Below are 16,602 nucleotides of genomic sequence, written 5' to 3'. Positions count from 1 at the left end.
GAACGGAACCCAAACAACATGGAGTTTCCGCTAGGAAAGGTATATGGTTTTCTTCTATGAGTTGGAAAGAGTATGAATAGCCAAGTGTTAACGATTGATGATTCTCCCACCCCCGCACAACTTTTTTGGCAAGGTACAGTCGCCATGCTGCCGTTAAGCATTGCAGTTTTGCCTTGGGGTTTACTGGCCGGTTCGTTCGCCATTGAGGCCGGTCTTTCGGTAGTCGAAAGCCAAGCCCTTTCCGCCGTGTTATATGCAGGTGCAGCGCAACTGGTCGCCATTGGTATGTTTAAAACTGGAGCCGGTCTTATCACCTTGCTGCTCGCGACCTTCTTCATCACTTCGCGCCATTTTCTGTACAGCGTATCGATGCGCAGCAAAGTTAGCCCACTGCCCTTGCGTTGGCGACTTACTTTGGGCTTTCTACTCACCGATGAATTGTTCGCGATCTGCGGTTCACAAACCGACAAGCAGTTTAATCGCTGGTATGCATTAGGTGCAGGGCTAAGTTTTTACCTGATTTGGAATTTGGCCAGTTTGGTTGGGATTGTCGCGGGACGCTATCTGCCCGATCTCAATCAGTGGGGGTTAGAATTCGCGGTCGCAGCCACTTTTATCGCGATTGTGATCCCGAATATCAAAAGCTGGCCAGTGCTGATTTCGGTACTCACCGCATTGGTGTTATCTGTGACGCTCACGGTAGCGGGCATTGAAGGTAGCTTAATGTTCGCCAGTATTGGCGCCATGTTCGCCGGCTATGGTGCTGAACGTTTATTAGGAGCTCGCTCATGATCATGCTTTCGATATTCGCCATGACGGCACTGGTGTTTCTCAGCCGTTATCTGTTTCTTGAGCCTAAGCTGCCACTACGCCTCAGCCCAGCCTTGCAACGCTTGCTCAGCTACTCAGGGCCTGCTGTGTTGACCGCGATTTGGGCTCCGATTGTGTTTATGCCTGAAAAAAACTTGTGGCTAGAATGGAATAACCCCTATCTTCTCGCCGCACTGCTTGCTGGATTATTGGCTTGGGTGAGCAAAAACGTTTTACTCACCACAGTCGTGAGTATGGGATCTTTCCTGCTGCTGAAATTAGTCGTTTTTGCGTAACGTTTGACCTACCGATGATCGCGACACAAAAAAGAATGGCTGGCTACTCAGCCAACCATTCCACTTCAATCAAGGTATGTTCACCACATTTAAGGCGGCCGACAAAGCGGTCGCCGACATGCACTTCCCCTACGCCTTGCGGGGTGCCTGTCATCACCACATCACCATCTTCCAGAGTCAGGTAGCTTTTTAGCTCTTGTAGCACAGCCTCTGGCGAGTGCAGCATCTGATTCACATGTCCTTTTTGCACACGTACGCAGTTGATCAGCAGTTCCAAATTAAGATCGGCGGCATCCAGCCCGTCAAGTGCCACAAATCGGCTCAAGACTGCTGCACCATCAAACGCTTTAGCACGCTCCCAAGGTAAGCCTTTGGATTTGAGATAACTCTGCATTTGGCGTTTGGTCAAATCTAACCCGATCCCCACGCCCACATACTGCCCTTTTTCGATCAAGAAACAGATCTCTGCTTCATAATGCAAAGGCTCTTGATGAAAAGCACGTAGATGACTGGTGACTGCAGACGAGGGTTTATGAAACAGCACCATTTGTTCAGGAATAGTATTTTGCAGTTCCTGAATATGTTCAACATAGTTACGCCCGATACACAGCACTTTACCGACGGATAGGTTTCGGTTGGCAAATTGGATATGACTCATCTCTCTTCCTTGACCAGACACAAAGCCGCGATTCTAAACTAACCGCTGAGAAACTACGCAGAAATGAATCACACAATTGTGGAAAATGCGCACGGCAGCCCATCTCTCACCAATTACTCATTCAAAGTGTGCAGAATCTTCTCACACAACGCTTTTAGCGTAATCAGCTCCTCTAAGCTGAGATCAAATTTGCACAGCATTTCATTTGGTACTAAACGGGCTTGCTGCTGTAAATCAAATCCGGCTTGAGTCAAAAACAGCTCGCGCACTCGCTCATCACTGCTGCCACGTCGCCGCTCCACAATCCCTTTCGCTTCCAACCGTTTCAGTAGCGGAGTCAGCGTGCCGGAGTCCAAACGCAACTTAGCACCGAGATCTTTCACATTCATCCCGTTTTGTTGCCACAGCACCAACAGCACCAAATATTGCGAATAGGTGATGTCCAACCGTTCAAGCAGTGGACGATAAGCGCGGATCACGGCATTCGCTGCACTGTAAAGGGGAAAACAGATCTGATTTTCCAACAATAGTGGGTCACCAGCAGGAAGTTGACAGCTTGGGGACGTCGTCATGGTTTAGCCTCAAAAAATAAATTGCACACAATATACTTGCAAACAACAAAAGACTCGATATAAGATTGCAAGCAATTAAATTGCACACAACTTAAATTAAGGCATAAAACATGAGTACGATTTATCAAACTTCCGCGACCGCTTCTGCAGGGCGCAATGGCTTAGTCAGTACCGAAGATAAACTGCTTGAGCTCAATCTCAGCTACCCAAAAGAGATGGGTGGGAGCGGCACAGCAACCAACCCAGAGCAACTGTTTGCAGCCGGTTATGCGGCCTGCTTTTCTAATGCCATTTTGCACGTCGCTCGTGAAGCCAAAGTCGCGTTAAAAGAAGCGCCTGTGACTGCCACTGTCGGTATTGGTCCAAATGGTCAAGGCGGCTTTGCACTGAGTGTATCCCTAGCGGCACACATCGCATTAGAAGAGGACCAAGCTAAGCAATTAGTCACTATCGCCCACCAAGTTTGCCCCTATTCCAATGCCGTGCGAGGCAATATTGATGTGCAAGTCAGCGTCAATGGCTTAGCCCTGTAATTTCGATTCCCCATCACTCACCACGGTGAAGCCCCTTACTCACCCCCAGATCAAACTTGGAGGATCATCAGGAGTTTCGGGCTTCGCTGTGCGTCTAGGGCTCTGTCATGCTTTTGCCTTGTCTTTATCATCCCTAAGCCATAAAAACTCAATCAAAACGTCACCAAATAGAAACGCATTATTCATTTTTAATCAGTACCTTAGCGGCATCAAACGTCGGGCAGTTAAGCCCATCCATTAAAATAGGGTAAGTAAAATGAAAAAGGCAGCAGTTGCTCTCGCCATCGTTTCCGCACTGGTATCAGGTTCTACTTTAGCCGCAACCGTTTATGATGCAGAAGGCACCTCACTCAAAGTTGGCGGGCGTCTGGAATTCCGTGGTGACTTCAATGGTGACGACAAAGGCAAAGAGATTGAAGGCACCATGCTCAACAAGAGCCGTGTGCGTCTGAATGTGGCCGGTGAAACGGATATTGGCGCAGGCATGAAAGGTTTCGGTTTCTGGGAAGCAGAACAAGGCGTGAAATCGTCTGCAGGTGCTTCAACAGAACAAGAAACCACGTTCAAACAGCGCTATATGTACGTTGGTATGAAAGGCGATTTTGGTAGCCTTTCTTTTGGCCGTCAAAACACCGCGGGTGTACAGATTTCTGATATGTCAGACATCGGCACGTTCACCGGCGATCAAAAAGCGTTCATCAGCGCAGGTAACGAACAAATCAACAACACCATTGCTTACGGTTATGACTTCGAAAGCTTCAAGCTAAAAGCAAGCTACATTGCGGATGATGAGAAAAATGCCGACGGCTTTGGTATTTCCGGTATTTATTCAGCTTCTTTTGGTTTGGATCTCGGCTTAGGCTATGCCGCTAACGACCTTGGTACGGATAACGGTTCAGCAGATCAAATTATTGCCGGTTTAGGTTACACCATGGGTGATCTCTACTTTGGTGCCACTTACACCACTGGCGACAAAGATGACAAAGCCGATACTCAGTTTACGGGTATCGAAGCCTCTGCACAGTACAAAATTACCAAGCAGTTCCGTCTGATTGCGGCTTACCAAACCCAAGAAGAAGAAACCAAAAATGTCACCAAAGACAAATCGGATTTCTTCGAGCTCACTGGCCGTTACGATTTCACGAAAAACTTCCGTTCTTACATCGCTTACAAAGCGAATGGTTTGGATGACAAAGACGCCGGCTACAAAGTCGAAGACACTATCCGTCTTGGCTTACGCTACGATTTCTAATCTCACCCATCACTCCTGAATTTGTCCTTATTTGGCCAAGCGTTTGCTTGGCCTTTTTTGTTTGAAAGTTTCGAACATCATCAGCAACCGTAGCGATTGGTTTTCTCAACATTACCACGTATGATTCAGCCAACTTTTTGACTACCTCTTTGATTCATGAGTATAAAACACCACCCACTCCAAGGTGCACTTTGGATGCTGACAGCCGGCTTATCTTTCGCTGTCGTGAACAGTATTGCCCAATACGCCAGTATCGAATTTGGTCTACCTTCTACCACCGTAGCCTTAGTGCAGTACGCGATTGCGATTGTGGTTATCCTGCCTTATCTCAAAACCCTTGGCATTCGTCAGTCACTGCGTACTCAGCGCTTTGGTGCACATTTGTTGCGCGTGTTTTTAGCAGTAATCGGTATTCAACTCTGGTTGTGGGCGCTGGCTTACCCAGTTCCCATCTGGCAAGGTATTGCATTGCTAATGACTTCGCCCCTGTTTGCCACCATCGGCTCTGGCTTATGGCTACGTGAGAAAGTCGGCATGGCACGTTGGCTCGCGACTGTCACAGGATTCATCGGTGCGATGATCATCTTGGGGCCTTGGGCGGACAATTTTAATCTCGCCTCTCTACTGCCGGTGGGAGCAGCCTTCTTCTGGGCATGTTACTCGCTGATGGTGAAAAAGCTTTCCGCTCATGATTCGCCTTCGACCATGGTGGTTTACCTGCTGCTGCTGATCACCCCCTTCAATCTGCTCCTTGCGCTCCCCGACTGGCAGATGCCAAGCGGCCAAATGCTGTGGGGATTACTGATTGGCGCAGGGGTCATGACAGCACTAGCTCAATGGGCGATTGCCAAAGCCTACGCGGTTGCTGATGCATCTTTTGTACAACCGTTTGATCACGCAAAACTCCCTTTCAACGTCTTGGCCGGATGGCTAGTCTTTGGTTGGGTTCCTCCAGGACGCTTATGGCTTGGAGCGGCGATCATTGTGCTTTCTGTGGCATTTATTACTCAATGGGAAACAAAAAAATCACGGCGCGAAAGAAAAATTGTCTAGAACCTTTCCTATCTTTTAATGAAAAGATTTGTATGAGGAATACCTGATGACCACGCCAATTAAAGTCACACTCTATCGCTGGGCTGGCAGTTTTGGCCCATTTAAAGTGAACATTCCCTGTGGCGAATGCACGCTGACGAAAGATATTTTAGCCGATACCTTTGCCAACGAACTGGCCGGCGTCCCCATTGAACTGGAAATCAAAGATTGGCTTTCATATTGGTGGGAACCCTTAAAGCTCGGTGCATGGCACGCCCCTATCGTCGTCGTTGCTGGTAAAGTCATCAGCCAAGGTGAAGCCCTCAACCGAGGAGTACTAGTACAATCGATCATCAAAGAGTGGACAAAGCAGGACACGCTGCAAGGCAATATTGTCTTTGGGAAAGCCACCTGCCCTTACTGTGTGAAAGCCAAGCAGTTGCTGGATAATGCCGGTATTGACTATCGCTATCACGATGTGGTCAAAGAGAGCGCCGCACTGTATCGCATGATCCCTGAAGTGAAAGCGATCATCGGTGAAAAAACTCCCGTCACGGTTCCACAAATCTGGTTGAATGGACAGTATATTGGGGGCTGTGACTCATTGGAAAAATGGCTGAAAGAGAACCCACAACGCGTACCGGATAATGTGGTGGAGATTGAAACCACACGCGTTGCACAATAACTCCGCCAACGCACCACCTGATGGCGAGCGGGTTGCGTTGCGTGTCGAGATTCTAAAGCATAAAAACATCGGCCCACTCATTGAGTGGGCCGATGTTTTCTTAGATGAGATCAGACTTATTGGCTGAGCTTTTGACGAATTCTTTGTAGAAAAGAGCGCTTTTTCGTTTTGCTTTTGCCAACCTGAGCTTGATGCATCGCTTGTTTAGCAATCAGTTGCCCAAGGTAAACCGAACCGAGTTCATTATTCATAACGCACGCCTCTATGTTGCTGAATGACAATTTTCGCTCAATATAACAGCAAAAACCAACAAAACAAGATATAGATCACAATTTTTGCGTAATTAAATTACACATTAACTACGTTTGGGTTGTTTGTACGTTTTTCCAGCCGCTTGGTAGATATCTTTCTGTTTGATATCGAAGAAGCCATCAAAAAACCAAGCAACAAATTTCACCACATCATCACCTTCGTTCATGATGTGCTCGACATATTCTTGCTCTTCGCCCTGTTCATCCACTTCAGTCGTCACATGGTAAATACGTTGTTCACCTTCCACTTCTGCTAAAGCAAACTGGCCAGAGAGTGACTGTGCCGCTTCTGCAATCGCTTCATCTTCGCTATTTTTCAGTAGCGTTAATGCTGCCGGTAACGTGGTTTGCTCACATAAAAGTTTAATTAAGGCTTCAAATTGACTCTGTTGCATGATGATCCCCGTAGAGAGTGCTTTCCCGTAAAAATAAGCGCCGATTATATACACTTCTCACGGCAAGCGGCAGTGGAACCTGCATTTCCCTGCCCTACGGCCGATTGAACAGAGTTTTCACACCCGCTCTCATGCCTGCGTTTGTACTGCGCTCTCTGGTACGTGGGCTTTTTTCGTTGCGATCAACACACTCAACATCGTGATACCGACCAGAATATAAAACACACCCATTGCATGTTGGTTAGTCACCCAATGCTCAATCAAAAAACCACCTAATAAACCCGCAATCGCCATTTGAATGGAACCCGACAGCGCAGAAACGGCCCCCGCTTGTGATTTATGAGGTGATAACAAAAGCGTGGTTGCCAGCGGAAAAGAGATGCCCTGCGCGATACTCAGCCAAGTAAATGCCCAAATGAGATTAAAAACAGAAAACTCGGTAAGCAATAACCACAGCCCAGAAAACACCATCAAGCTAATTGAACAGGCAAGTAACTGGCGCGAGGAAAACCGGGAGGTCAACATATTCACTAACAGGCTTCCTACCAGTAAACCGGCTGAAGGTATGATTAAGGTAGAGCCATAATCCGCCGCCGTCATTCCGAGCTGTTTTTGCAACAAGAAGGGAAGAATCGACAATGTCACTAAACTGGCTAAATAGCTCAGCCAGTTATAACTGGCACTGCTGGTGACTTGGTGATTGGTCAGTAGTTTCGCATAATTCATCACAATGCCACGCCACTGAACACGCCGCTTCGGGTAAGGCAACGTTTCCGGCAAAATCATAACACCGAGCGTAAAAATGGCCCCGATATAAATTAGCACAAACATAAACACGGACTGCCAACTCAAATGATAGGCCATCCAGCCCCCGAGCACTGGCGCAATAATCGGCATGATCGACGCAGTAATCGACAAATAGGAGAGTGCTTTAGTGAGATGGAAACCATCATAGCTGTCGCGTAATACGCTACGCCCAAGCACAGAAGCACTTCCCGCCCCCAACCCTTGCAGTAAACGACCAAACTCAAGCGCCTGAAAATGATCTGACATCATCACACACACGATCGTGCCAATAAGGTAAATACCTTGACCGAGCAAGAAAGTGGGACGTCGGCCTACCGCATCAGAAAGGGCGCCATAAAACAGCTGCGAGCCACCAAAACCCAGCAAAAACAGCGTGACAAGCATCTGCGCACTCGCTTGATCCACCTGTAAATCACGGCTAATCAGAGGCAGTGAGGGTAAATAAATGCTCACGCCCACTTGGCCAGTCGCGATGATCATCATCGCAAGTAGCATTGGGGTGCGGCGAAAACGAGAGGAAGTTTGTGCGTTCATGGCGGAGAGTCTATATTGGCAACTCTCATTTGATAATCTCGCAAATTGGAAATAAATTAGTTCCAATAAAGAATGAATAAGGTCATGGGATGGATTGGTTACAGAGCGCAAAAACTTACATCAAAGTCGTTGAGGAAGGCAGCTTCAATGGAGCGGCGCGCAAACTCAACACCACCAGTTCAGCTGTTAGTAAGCGCATTCATTGGCTTGAAGAGCGCATTGGTGTACAGCTGCTTAAGCGTACCACACGCTCCGTCACTCAAACGGAAGCCGGTGCACTCTTCTATCAGCGGGCAAAAGCCCAGTTAGAAAGCTGGCAATCAGTAGTGGATGAAACACGCTCGGTCAATCAGACCCCAGCTGGGCTACTTCGAATTGGCGCAACACTGGCCGTCGGTTCAAAGTTCTTGATGCAATATCTTGATGAGTTTTTGCAACGCTACCCCGATATCCGCATTCAGCTCATCACCACCACTCCGGGACAGTTACCAGAGCTGCATCTTGATCTCTTCATTAGCCGCGAAATTGATCAACTCAATTCACTCAGCTTTAAAGCAACCCCATTGTTTGAGTATCAAGCGGGCTTTTATGCCTCTCCCCACTATCTTGCTAAGCAAGGAACACCGCAAACTTTACAAGAGTTAACTGAGCATAATGTTCTGTGCTGGGGGGAAAATACTTTTCGAGAAGTAAAAACCTCGCAAGGTAAGCGTATTACGCTCACAGGTAACTTTGCCACCACCAACCCAGAAGCCTTATTCTACGCAGGAAAAGCCGGAATGGGCATCATTGTCACGGGACATATCATGATCAAAGAGGAACTCAAACAGGGTACGCTGGTACGCATTTTGCCCGATGTCACCATAGATCAAACCACTGTGTTCGCGTATTACCCTAAATTGGAGTATCAGCACACTCGAACTCAACTGTTCCTCGATCATTTAAAACAAAAATTAGCCCAAGCCAAATCATCTTAGTTAACTTATCTATCAATTAAATATTGGGAATTTCAATTCGCAATCAGAATTTTTTGTTTTTTTTTGCTCGACTAAACGGTTGAATTCAAAAAGCAAGCTCAAGTAACGCCCTATCCTCTGCCTCGAACGGCTGGAAAATCACCGCGATCTCAACAATAGTAACTACATGCATATAAGAGTATCTCGCGGTGATGAGATTCATTTTGTCAGAAACGGCTAGAGAGATCAGAGTATGACTAACAGTCCATTGGTAGCAGAAAAACTGAGTCTGGACGCCATACATCATTTCAACATGCTTTGTGGCCCAGAGTTGCTCTCGCAAGTGACCCAGTTCCTACATAAAACCTTTAATAGCCACAGCTCAATGGTCATTGAGTTGGATAAAATGCGTTATAAAGCTCACAACTTGTGCTGTGCCAGTATTGAACCAAGCAGCCTAGAACAGCATTACGAGCTCCAAGGCACTCCTTGTGAACAGGTAGGGTTACAGCAACAACCTTACTGCATTTTCACAAACAAAGTGGCGGAGCTCTTTCCATCGGACACCTATCTGGTAGAAAACAGTATTGAAGCCTATTTGGGGATCCCGATTTATTTTTCGAGTGGTGAAAACTACGGCGTTCTGATCTCGACGTTTACTCGTCCACTCGACGATTTTGCCAACCTCGTTTTAATCCACCAGATCTTGGCACAGATGATTGCCCATGATTTGGAATGCAAACAGATGGCGGCGAGGTCCCAAAGTTTGGTCAATCAACTACGCCATGAAATTTCTCACGACAACTTAACCGGACTAATGAACCGCAATGATTTGGCCGAGAAACTCGATGCTTTGATCCAACGTGGACAACATCATTTCACTTTGGCGTTTCTTGATATTGATGAGTTCCGTTCAATCAACGACTTATACGGACATTTTCTCGGTGACGCGGTACTCAAATTTGTTGCCAACGCGATAGAACAAGCCTTACCTGAGGAGCACCACGCGTTTAGAATCGCCGCGGATGAGTTCGCGTTTCTGACCACCGATCATGAACCGATGAAAATCTGCCAAACCATCCTCAATAAGCTTTCACAAGACTATGTTGATCAAGATCGTCGAATTAAAGTCAGCGTCAGCATTGGTATTGCCAAATACAGTGGAGAAAGGCTCACCGCTGATCAACTCCTGTTCAATGCCAGCCTAGCGTTGGAAGAGTGCAAACGTAACCACAACACGCATATCCGATTTTATGACACGTTGCTAAGCAACCAGTATTACCGACGCACACAAATTATCGATGCTCTGCGCAGCGAATTGAGTAAACCCATACATCAAACCGAGTTGTATGTGGTTGTGCAACCGATTGTGAAAAGAAACCAACAGACATGGGACTATTTTGAAATTCTGACGCGTTGGAAAAGCAGCTCACTTGGTTTTGTCACTCCCCTTGAGTTTATTGAGGCGGCAGAACAATCTGGCCTAATCATCGAGTTGGGTGAACGCATTTTGGAGCTCGCTTGCATCGCAAAAATGGAGTTAGAGCATGGACTAGAGCGAAAAGTGCACCTCAGCATCAACTGCTCTGCCGATGAACTGACCAACTCCAATCGCTATCTTGAACACTTATTAAAATCGATCCAAACCTATGGCTTCCAACCCACAGAATTCACCATAGAACTGACTGAAACCGTCCTACTTTCCAAAGCAGCCGAAGTATGCAGTGTGTTAACGGTATTGCGTGAACTTGGCTTTAGAATTGCCTTGGATGACTTTGGTACCGGTTATTCAAGCTTGAATTACATTCATAGCTACCCGATTGACTGCATCAAAATCGATGCCGCATTTGTGCGTAACTTACTCACCAACCAAACTTCCGAAAGCATCGTGTGGCTAATCATTCAGCTCGCGAACCAACTCAAGCTCGATCTAGTCGCTGAAGGGGTAGAGAACCAACAAGCCTTAGATAAACTCTACCAAATGGGCTGTGAGCAAATACAAGGCTATTACTTCAGCAAACCCGATTTACCCAGTGTCATGGTCGAACGACAGTTACCTTCAACCCCGCAAACTCCAGTCAACCCGAATCACTAATATGCAGAAACAACAAAGCCCCTGAAAGGGGCTTTGTTGTGAAAACTTGACGCTATTGCGCAGCAAGCATGCTTTCTTGACGAGCGAGCATCTGATCGAGCTCTTTGCGTTTCGCGATAAACTGTGCCATCTCTTTCTTCGGCACCGAACTCGCCATCGGAATATTCGCTTTCATCGCATTCACCGCACGACCACGTACGATTAACTCATAATGCAAATGAGGACCGGTCACACGACCTGTATTACCCGATAAACCAATGCGCTGCCCACGGGACACCTTTTGCCCTTTCTTGACTAAAATTTTGCTCAAGTGTAGGTAACGAGTCATGTAGGTGCTGCCATGTTGAATCACCACATAGTTACCCGCATACGGGTGGTTACGAGTCATCACCACCACACCATCACCCGAAGTGTACACAGGGGTACCAATCGGCATCGCAAAGTCGGTACCGTTGTGTGGTGCAACCCGTTTGGTTACCGGATGAAAACGTTTTGGATCGAAGTTTGACGAAATACGCCATTTACTATCGACCGGATAACGCTGGAAGGCGCGCTGTAAGCTATCACCATTCTTATCGTAGTACTGACCATCTTGGTGCAAGTACGCCGTGATCTCTTTACCACGATTAAAAATCTTGATCGCCTGAATTTCAGAGTTACCTGTGAGTTTTTCACCGACAAACTGACGTGACAGCACGACCTCAAAACGGTCACCACGACGCAAGTCACGACCAAAATTGATTTTATCTTTCAGCAGAGTCACGATTTGATCAACGTCTGCAGTGCCGAGACCCGCACGGTTTGCGGAGAGAGAAAAACTGCCATCCACTTCACCGATCAGCGGTTCAACTTTCCACGTACCGGGAATTTTTCGCTCTTCAAACTCATAGCTGCCATCGCTAAGGCGGGTGTATACCGCACGATCGACAAGGCTAAACTCAAGCTCCATCTTAGATAACGTATTATCACTGCCTTTCCAAAAACGCAGCACGTTGCCAGGTCTTAGCGTATCAAGAGCCAGATAGTTTAAATCCGTCTCCATGATCTTCATCAGTTCTGTGTAAGGAAACCCAAGCTGGCTAAAAATCGTACTTAGATTATCGCCCGGTTTGATTTCATACTCATAATCCGGATACCCCACTTTCACTACGTCTGTATGTTCAGCAGACGAAAATTGCACGACCGGAGAATCAGGCAGAGATAACTCAATACGCTGTTGCCGTATTGGACTGTTGAGCGAAGACGAGATCGCAGCCACAGCCAAAAGCGGCAAACCTACCAGTGTCGCTTTCTTTCGCATTGAAAGCTCAGAAAACCGCAAAACAATAGATTTATGTATCACCAATTTACCTGTGGAAAAAAGTCAGAACTCGGCCAAGAGTAAGGGTTTCAGCGCGGCTTGTCACCTACGCTTTCGTCAATTTAAAGCAAAAAGGCACGTATGTGCCTTTCAAAAATATAAGATTTAGTGTGTCAGCAGCAACTTAGTTCTTTGTGATTTTTTGAGCTTTCGCGCAAAAATGCTACCGAAATCACTGATAGGTGGTGAGCAAGCAGTTCTCTTCCCCAAAACCATTCGCGATGTACTGATCGGCATCGGGGTCATTTACCCATTGTTGCTGATCAAGCAAATAACGGAATTGAAATTCGCTATCTTTCGGCAAACGTGTTTTAAATTTGAAGGTGTTCGATTTAGCGACTTTTTTCATTGGCTCTGGCTGCCAACCTAAAAAATCCGCCACGATCGCCACTTCTGATGCTGCTTGCGGTGCATCGCATTCAAAAGTGACTTCCACTTCATCTTTTGTTTTAAGGAACTTCTTGTTAATCATGTCAAACTCCATCTTCGAACAAAAAACAACCAACTCAAGGCATGATAGGTAATTTATTCCCTATACTCAACCTAACTGTCATTCAATTAAACGCATAATCTCTACGTCGAGGGTAACCGGGGTTTTCCGCATGAAATCCCGATTAACGCAGCCAACCGAGATTAACCAGAAGGAAACCTGAGGTTAACGAAAGTTAATCACATGAAATTAAAAGATTAATTTTCTCAACACTTCGCCATTACCCCCTTTTATCTTGCGGGAAGTATCCCTTTACAGCCTATAAAATGAGCGTAGAATCCACGGCGTTTTCATTTCCCTATTTTTGTTAAGGTGATCAATTATGTTTGCCATCTATGAATCCTATAAAGCCGGTCAGTTGCAACCCAAACAGTGGGTCAACAATATTACAGCGGGGTTGATAGTTGGGGTGGTTGCTCTGCCGTTGGCGATGGCATTTGCTATTGCTTCCGGCGTAAAACCAGAACAAGGAATTTATACCGCTATCATCGCGGGGATCATTGTTTCCCTGTTTGGTGGTTCACGCGTACAAATCGCTGGCCCAACCGGCGCGTTTATTGTCATTCTTGCCGGCATTGTCGCTGAGCACGGTATTACCGGATTACAGATTGCGACCATTATGGCGGGCTTTATTCTGGTTATTCTTGGCTTAGCTCGCTTAGGCAGCATCATCCGTTATATTCCCGATCCGGTTATCGTGGGCTTTACCTCAGGCATTGGTGTGATCATTTGGGTCGGTCAGTGGCGCGATTTCTTCGGTTTACCTGAAATCAAAGGTGAACATTTCCACCAGAAATTGATCGCGATTTTCCACGCATTCCCACAATTCCACCTCACGACAACCTTGCTAGCACTCTTATCTCTGGCCTTGGTTATTTTCGGACCTAAAATTCCGAAGCTGTCCAAAATTCCGGGGCCATTGTTGGCGCTGGTTGTCGTAACCTCACTGCAATATGTGATTGGGTTTGAAGGGGTAAGAACTATTGGCTCTGCGTTTGGAGGTATCCCTCAAGGTTTACCAGAGTTTGCTTTACCGGATTTAAGCCTAAGTCAGATGATTCAGTTGATTGGTCCCGCTTTTGCCATTGCTATGCTGGGCGCAATCGAATCTTTACTTTCTGCGGTAGTCGCCGATGGTATGGCAGGCACGAAGCACAACTCTAACCAAGAGTTGGTCGGCCAAGGCATCGCCAACATTATTACACCGTTATTCGGTGGCATTGCGGCAACAGGCGCGATTGCACGTACAGCGACCAACATTCGTAACGGTGGTAACAGCCCGATTGCAGGGGTTATGCACGCACTGACGTTAGTGATCATTCTGCTGGTTTTAGCGCCTCTTGCCGTCAATATTCCTCTGGCCACCCTCAGTGCGATTCTGTTTGTCGTGGCGTGGAATATGAGTGAAGCCCCTCATTTCGTACAACTGGCTAAACGCGCACCACGTGCTGATGTTGCTATTCTCTTGCTCACTTTTGGTTTGACGGTCTTCGCTGATCTCGTGGTCGCGGTCAATATCGGGGTGATCATCGCGATGCTGCATTTCGTGAAACGTATGGCTTCAAGTGTCGAAGTCAAAGCGAACGGTTCACAAGATATGAGCTATGAACTCGCCCAACAAGGTAGAAGCGCATTGCCTCGTGAATTAGCGGTTTACGCATTAGAAGGTCCGTTCTTCTTTGCCGCTGCTGAGACTTTCGAACGAGTCATGAGTAGCATTCAGGAAACGCCACACATTCTGATCCTACGTTTAAAATGGGTGCCATTTATGGATATTACCGGCATTCAAACACTGGAAGAGATCATTCAAAGCTTCCACAAGCGTGGTATTAAAGTTCTGATTTCAGGGGCGAATCCACGCGTTTCACAGAAGTTGATTAAAGCCGGGATCGTCGATTTGGTGGGAAAAAACAATGTTTTCCCAGTTTTTGAAAGTGCGCTCCATGCGGCATTAACGGAAATTGACGCAACAGCCCCCGTTGACACTCACCACGGCTGAGTCAATCGCTAACACCCATCATTAATGCTTAAAACGCCCCCTGCATGCAGAGGGCGTTTTTTTTATCTTTATGCTTTCGAATCGCATATCTTCGCGGTTCAGCGTCTTCATCCTCGCCATTTCACCGATGACAAATTTAACAATAAACATACAAAAATCCGTCATTCTTTGAAACATCAGGAAATTAATTTGAATGCATACCCAAAATAATTGAATAGTATTGCGAATAGTGTGAAAAATAGCTATTCTTGCGCCCGCTGAATCAATCTGGATGATCAGTGAATTTTTATGCCTTGGAAGGGTGAAAAGACCGAACCGCGCGTCTGAAGGACGCAGTCGTCAATGCAGTAATGATAGAGATAAACCCATGCAAGATAACGCGCAAACCTTAGAGCCGCCAGTAAAGAGCCACTCTGCTAATCTGTGGATGTTCCTGATCCCTTCTTTGATCGGGCTTTTTCTGTTTATGGCGCCCATCAGTTACGATGGTTCCTTGACCATTCCTGTCGCCGTATTAGCCAAATCAGTACAGGCTTTATTGGGTGATTCTCTGGTCACCGTTGTCACGGTAATTATTGCGTTTATGTCTGTCGCGTCTTTAGCGACAAAATTATTCCAACCCAGTGGGATCACGAGCCGTCCTTTCCTAAACAGTTTGCTCAATCCTTCTTGGCTTTGGTTAACCGTACGTATTATTGGCGGTGCTGCAGTCATCATGACCTTCTTCCAAATCGGTCCGAAAGCGATCTGGGAAGAAAACACCGGCGGATTAGTGTTACAAGGTTTGCTACCGACGCTCTTCTCTGTGTTTATTTTTGCCGGCTTACTACTGCCATTGCTGCTTAACTTCGGTTTGTTAGAACTGTTTGGCAGCCTACTAAGCAAAGTAATGCGCCCTGTTTTCAACTTGCCTGGCCGCAGCGCAATTGACTGCATGGCATCTTGGCTTGGGGATGGTAGCGTGGGGATCCTGCTCACCAGTAAGCAATACGAAGAAAAGTTTTATACTCAGCGTGAAGCCGCGGTCGTGGGTACCACTTTCTCTGCGGTTTCAATTACCTTTAGCTTAGTGGTGATTGCTCAAGTGGAGCTGGAGCACCTGTTTTTGCCTTTCTATGGTGCGGTCTGTTTAGCGGGTTTCGTTGCTGCGGTAGTGATCCCTCGCCTGCCCCCGCTGTCATGGAAGAAAGATACCTACATCGATGGCACTAAGCCACACCCAGATGCTGATGCTATCCCTGAAGGGCATACCGCTTTTTCTTGGGGCATGGAACTGGCGTTAGCAAAAGCGGCAAAAGTCAGCTCAGTAAAATCGGTGATTGGTGAAGGTGTGCGTAATGCTGTCGATATGGTGTTTGGCGTACTGCCTGTGGTGATGGGGCTTGGTACGATTGCGCTCGTAATTGCGGAGTATACTTCGGTATTTTCTCTGTTAGGTCAGCCTTTCATTCCATTCTTAGAACTGCTGGGCGTACCTGAAGCAGTGGCGGCATCAAAAACGATTGTGGTCGGTTTTGCTGATATGTTTATCCCAGCCATCTTAGCAGCATCCATCGATAACGAGATGACACGCTTTGTGATTGCGGCGATGTCGGTTACTCAGCTTATCTACATGTCTGAAGTGGGTGCTCTGCTGCTGGGTAGCCGCATCCCAGTCAATATTGCCGAGCTGTTTGTTATCTTCATTTTGCGTACCCTTATCACTTTACCCGTCATTACTGCGGTAGCACATTTACTGTTCTAACCCGTCTCTTTATTAAGAAGCGCCGCTAACGCGGCGCTTTTCTTATTTTAAGTCTCAACATTGAGTCTTTTTA

The 16,602-nt window shown here is 46.8% G+C and carries 17 protein-coding genes; 10 read left to right on the top strand and 7 right to left on the bottom strand.

Annotated features, from left to right (window positions below; genetic code table 11):
• Positions 1-72 precede the first annotated feature (72 nt).
• Together MKA69_RS14035 and MKA69_RS14030 are read left to right on the top strand one after the other, a co-directional pair.
• Positions 73-792, top strand: coding sequence for an AzlC family ABC transporter permease (locus MKA69_RS14035; protein WP_055033805.1), 720 nt, complete (start codon positions 73-75; stop codon positions 790-792).
• Positions 789-1,106 (top strand): AzlD domain-containing protein, encoded by a 318-nt coding sequence (locus MKA69_RS14030; protein WP_000605627.1) that lies wholly within the window; start codon positions 789-791, stop codon positions 1,104-1,106. The genes MKA69_RS14035 and MKA69_RS14030 overlap by 4 nt, the downstream gene beginning before the upstream one ends.
• 43 nt (positions 1,107-1,149) lie before the next feature.
• Here MKA69_RS14030 and MKA69_RS14025 read toward each other — a convergent pair whose 3' ends face one another.
• Positions 1,150-1,764, bottom strand: coding sequence for a fumarylacetoacetate hydrolase family protein (locus MKA69_RS14025; RefSeq protein ID WP_055032172.1), 615 nt, complete (start codon positions 1,762-1,764; stop codon positions 1,150-1,152).
• A gap of 113 nt (positions 1,765-1,877) precedes the next feature.
• Positions 1,878-2,336 (bottom strand): MarR family winged helix-turn-helix transcriptional regulator, encoded by a 459-nt coding sequence (locus MKA69_RS14020; RefSeq protein WP_055032171.1) that lies wholly within the window; start codon positions 2,334-2,336, stop codon positions 1,878-1,880.
• Positions 2,337-2,446: 110 nt separating this feature from the next.
• Here MKA69_RS14020 and MKA69_RS14015 point away from each other — a divergent pair, with 110 nt between their 5' ends.
• From MKA69_RS14015 to MKA69_RS14000, 4 genes are all read left to right on the top strand, one after another.
• The gene (locus MKA69_RS14015; protein ID WP_000104639.1) at positions 2,447-2,869 is read left to right on the top strand and encodes an organic hydroperoxide resistance protein; all 423 of its coding nucleotides are present in this window, start codon (positions 2,447-2,449) and stop codon (positions 2,867-2,869) included.
• Between the two features lie 256 nt (positions 2,870-3,125).
• Entirely contained in the window at positions 3,126-4,121 is a 996-nt protein-coding gene (locus tag MKA69_RS14010) for a porin (protein ID WP_305848323.1), read from the top strand.
• Between the two features lie 195 nt (positions 4,122-4,316).
• Entirely contained in the window at positions 4,317-5,174 is an 858-nt protein-coding gene (locus MKA69_RS14005) for a DMT family transporter (RefSeq protein ID WP_305848322.1), read from the top strand.
• 46 nt (positions 5,175-5,220) lie between these two features.
• The gene (locus MKA69_RS14000) at positions 5,221-5,838 is read left to right on the top strand and encodes a glutaredoxin domain-containing protein (RefSeq protein WP_055027936.1); all 618 of its coding nucleotides are present in this window, start codon (positions 5,221-5,223) and stop codon (positions 5,836-5,838) included.
• Positions 5,839-5,954: 116 nt separating this feature from the next.
• On the opposite strand, the gene MKA69_RS13995 is transcribed toward MKA69_RS14000, so the two are convergent.
• From MKA69_RS13995 to MKA69_RS13985, 3 genes are all read right to left on the bottom strand, one after another.
• Positions 5,955-6,089 carry a hypothetical protein gene (locus MKA69_RS13995; protein ID WP_001058398.1) on the bottom strand — a complete coding sequence of 45 codons (135 nt, stop codon included), beginning with the start codon at positions 6,087-6,089 and terminating at the stop codon, positions 5,955-5,957.
• 104 nt (positions 6,090-6,193) lie between these two features.
• A complete protein-coding gene (locus tag MKA69_RS13990; RefSeq protein ID WP_001187741.1) occupies positions 6,194-6,544 on the bottom strand; it encodes a hypothetical protein in 351 nt (116 codons plus the stop codon).
• Between the two features lie 129 nt (positions 6,545-6,673).
• Positions 6,674-7,885 (bottom strand): multidrug effflux MFS transporter, encoded by a 1,212-nt coding sequence (locus MKA69_RS13985; protein ID WP_000993848.1) that lies wholly within the window; start codon positions 7,883-7,885, stop codon positions 6,674-6,676.
• Positions 7,886-7,974: 89 nt separating this feature from the next.
• Here MKA69_RS13985 and MKA69_RS13980 point away from each other — a divergent pair, with 89 nt between their 5' ends.
• Positions 7,975-8,862: a LysR family transcriptional regulator gene (locus tag MKA69_RS13980; protein WP_000383978.1), complete on the top strand. Its 888-nt coding sequence runs from the start codon at positions 7,975-7,977 to the stop codon at positions 8,860-8,862.
• A gap of 232 nt (positions 8,863-9,094) precedes the next feature.
• Complete coding sequence (locus MKA69_RS13975; RefSeq protein WP_305848321.1) at positions 9,095-10,936, top strand: bifunctional diguanylate cyclase/phosphodiesterase; 1,842 nt, start codon at positions 9,095-9,097, stop codon at positions 10,934-10,936.
• A gap of 52 nt (positions 10,937-10,988) precedes the next feature.
• On the opposite strand, the gene shyA is transcribed toward MKA69_RS13975, so the two are convergent.
• Together shyA and MKA69_RS13965 are read right to left on the bottom strand one after the other, a co-directional pair.
• Positions 10,989-12,236, bottom strand: a complete 1,248-nt coding sequence (gene shyA / locus MKA69_RS13970; protein WP_055029295.1) for a peptidoglycan DD-metalloendopeptidase ShyA — start codon at positions 12,234-12,236, stop codon at positions 10,989-10,991.
• Between the two features lie 232 nt (positions 12,237-12,468).
• Entirely contained in the window at positions 12,469-12,768 is a 300-nt protein-coding gene (locus MKA69_RS13965; protein ID WP_305848320.1) for an isoamylase early set domain-containing protein, read from the bottom strand.
• A gap of 340 nt (positions 12,769-13,108) precedes the next feature.
• Between MKA69_RS13965 and MKA69_RS13960 the strand changes: the two genes are divergently transcribed.
• Both MKA69_RS13960 and MKA69_RS13955 read left to right on the top strand, forming a co-directional pair.
• Entirely contained in the window at positions 13,109-14,785 is a 1,677-nt protein-coding gene (locus tag MKA69_RS13960; protein WP_000457410.1) for a SulP family inorganic anion transporter, read from the top strand.
• A 367-nt stretch (positions 14,786-15,152) separates the two neighbouring features.
• Complete coding sequence (locus tag MKA69_RS13955) at positions 15,153-16,529, top strand: YjiH family protein (RefSeq protein ID WP_001153662.1); 1,377 nt, start codon at positions 15,153-15,155, stop codon at positions 16,527-16,529.
• The last annotated feature ends 73 nt before the right edge of the window (positions 16,530-16,602 follow it).

The organism is Vibrio sp. AH4 (genome assembly GCF_030710545.1).
Taxonomy (GTDB): domain Bacteria; phylum Pseudomonadota; class Gammaproteobacteria; order Enterobacterales; family Vibrionaceae; genus Vibrio; species Vibrio metoecus.
The sequence above is the reverse complement of the archived record's forward strand: the minus strand, read 5'-3'. Positions and strand labels throughout refer to the sequence as shown.

Bases quoted from the DNA above. Each gene is read 5' to 3' on its own strand.
- MKA69_RS14035 (WP_055033805.1), top strand. From the start codon at position 73: ATGAATAGCCAAGTGTTAACGATTGATGATTCTCCCACCCCCGCACAA.
- MKA69_RS14030 (WP_000605627.1), top strand. From the start codon at position 789: ATGATCATGCTTTCGATATTCGCCATGACGGCACTGGTGTTTCTCAGC.
- MKA69_RS14025 (WP_055032172.1), bottom strand. From the start codon at position 1,764: ATGAGTCATATCCAATTTGCCAACCGAAACCTATCCGTCGGTAAAGTG.
- MKA69_RS14020 (WP_055032171.1), bottom strand. From the start codon at position 2,336: ATGACGACGTCCCCAAGCTGTCAACTTCCTGCTGGTGACCCACTATTG.
- MKA69_RS14015 (WP_000104639.1), top strand. From the start codon at position 2,447: ATGAGTACGATTTATCAAACTTCCGCGACCGCTTCTGCAGGGCGCAAT.
- MKA69_RS14010 (WP_305848323.1), top strand. From the start codon at position 3,126: ATGAAAAAGGCAGCAGTTGCTCTCGCCATCGTTTCCGCACTGGTATCA.
- MKA69_RS14005 (WP_305848322.1), top strand. From the start codon at position 4,317: ATGCTGACAGCCGGCTTATCTTTCGCTGTCGTGAACAGTATTGCCCAA.
- MKA69_RS14000 (WP_055027936.1), top strand. From the start codon at position 5,221: ATGACCACGCCAATTAAAGTCACACTCTATCGCTGGGCTGGCAGTTTT.
- MKA69_RS13995 (WP_001058398.1), bottom strand. From the start codon at position 6,089: ATGAATAATGAACTCGGTTCGGTTTACCTTGGGCAACTGATTGCTAAA.
- MKA69_RS13990 (WP_001187741.1), bottom strand. From the start codon at position 6,544: ATGCAACAGAGTCAATTTGAAGCCTTAATTAAACTTTTATGTGAGCAA.
- MKA69_RS13985 (WP_000993848.1), bottom strand. From the start codon at position 7,885: ATGAACGCACAAACTTCCTCTCGTTTTCGCCGCACCCCAATGCTACTT.
- MKA69_RS13980 (WP_000383978.1), top strand. From the start codon at position 7,975: ATGGATTGGTTACAGAGCGCAAAAACTTACATCAAAGTCGTTGAGGAA.
- MKA69_RS13975 (WP_305848321.1), top strand. From the start codon at position 9,095: ATGACTAACAGTCCATTGGTAGCAGAAAAACTGAGTCTGGACGCCATA.
- shyA (WP_055029295.1), bottom strand. From the start codon at position 12,236: ATGCGAAAGAAAGCGACACTGGTAGGTTTGCCGCTTTTGGCTGTGGCT.
- MKA69_RS13965 (WP_305848320.1), bottom strand. From the start codon at position 12,768: ATGATTAACAAGAAGTTCCTTAAAACAAAAGATGAAGTGGAAGTCACT.
- MKA69_RS13960 (WP_000457410.1), top strand. From the start codon at position 13,109: ATGTTTGCCATCTATGAATCCTATAAAGCCGGTCAGTTGCAACCCAAA.
- MKA69_RS13955 (WP_001153662.1), top strand. From the start codon at position 15,153: ATGCAAGATAACGCGCAAACCTTAGAGCCGCCAGTAAAGAGCCACTCT.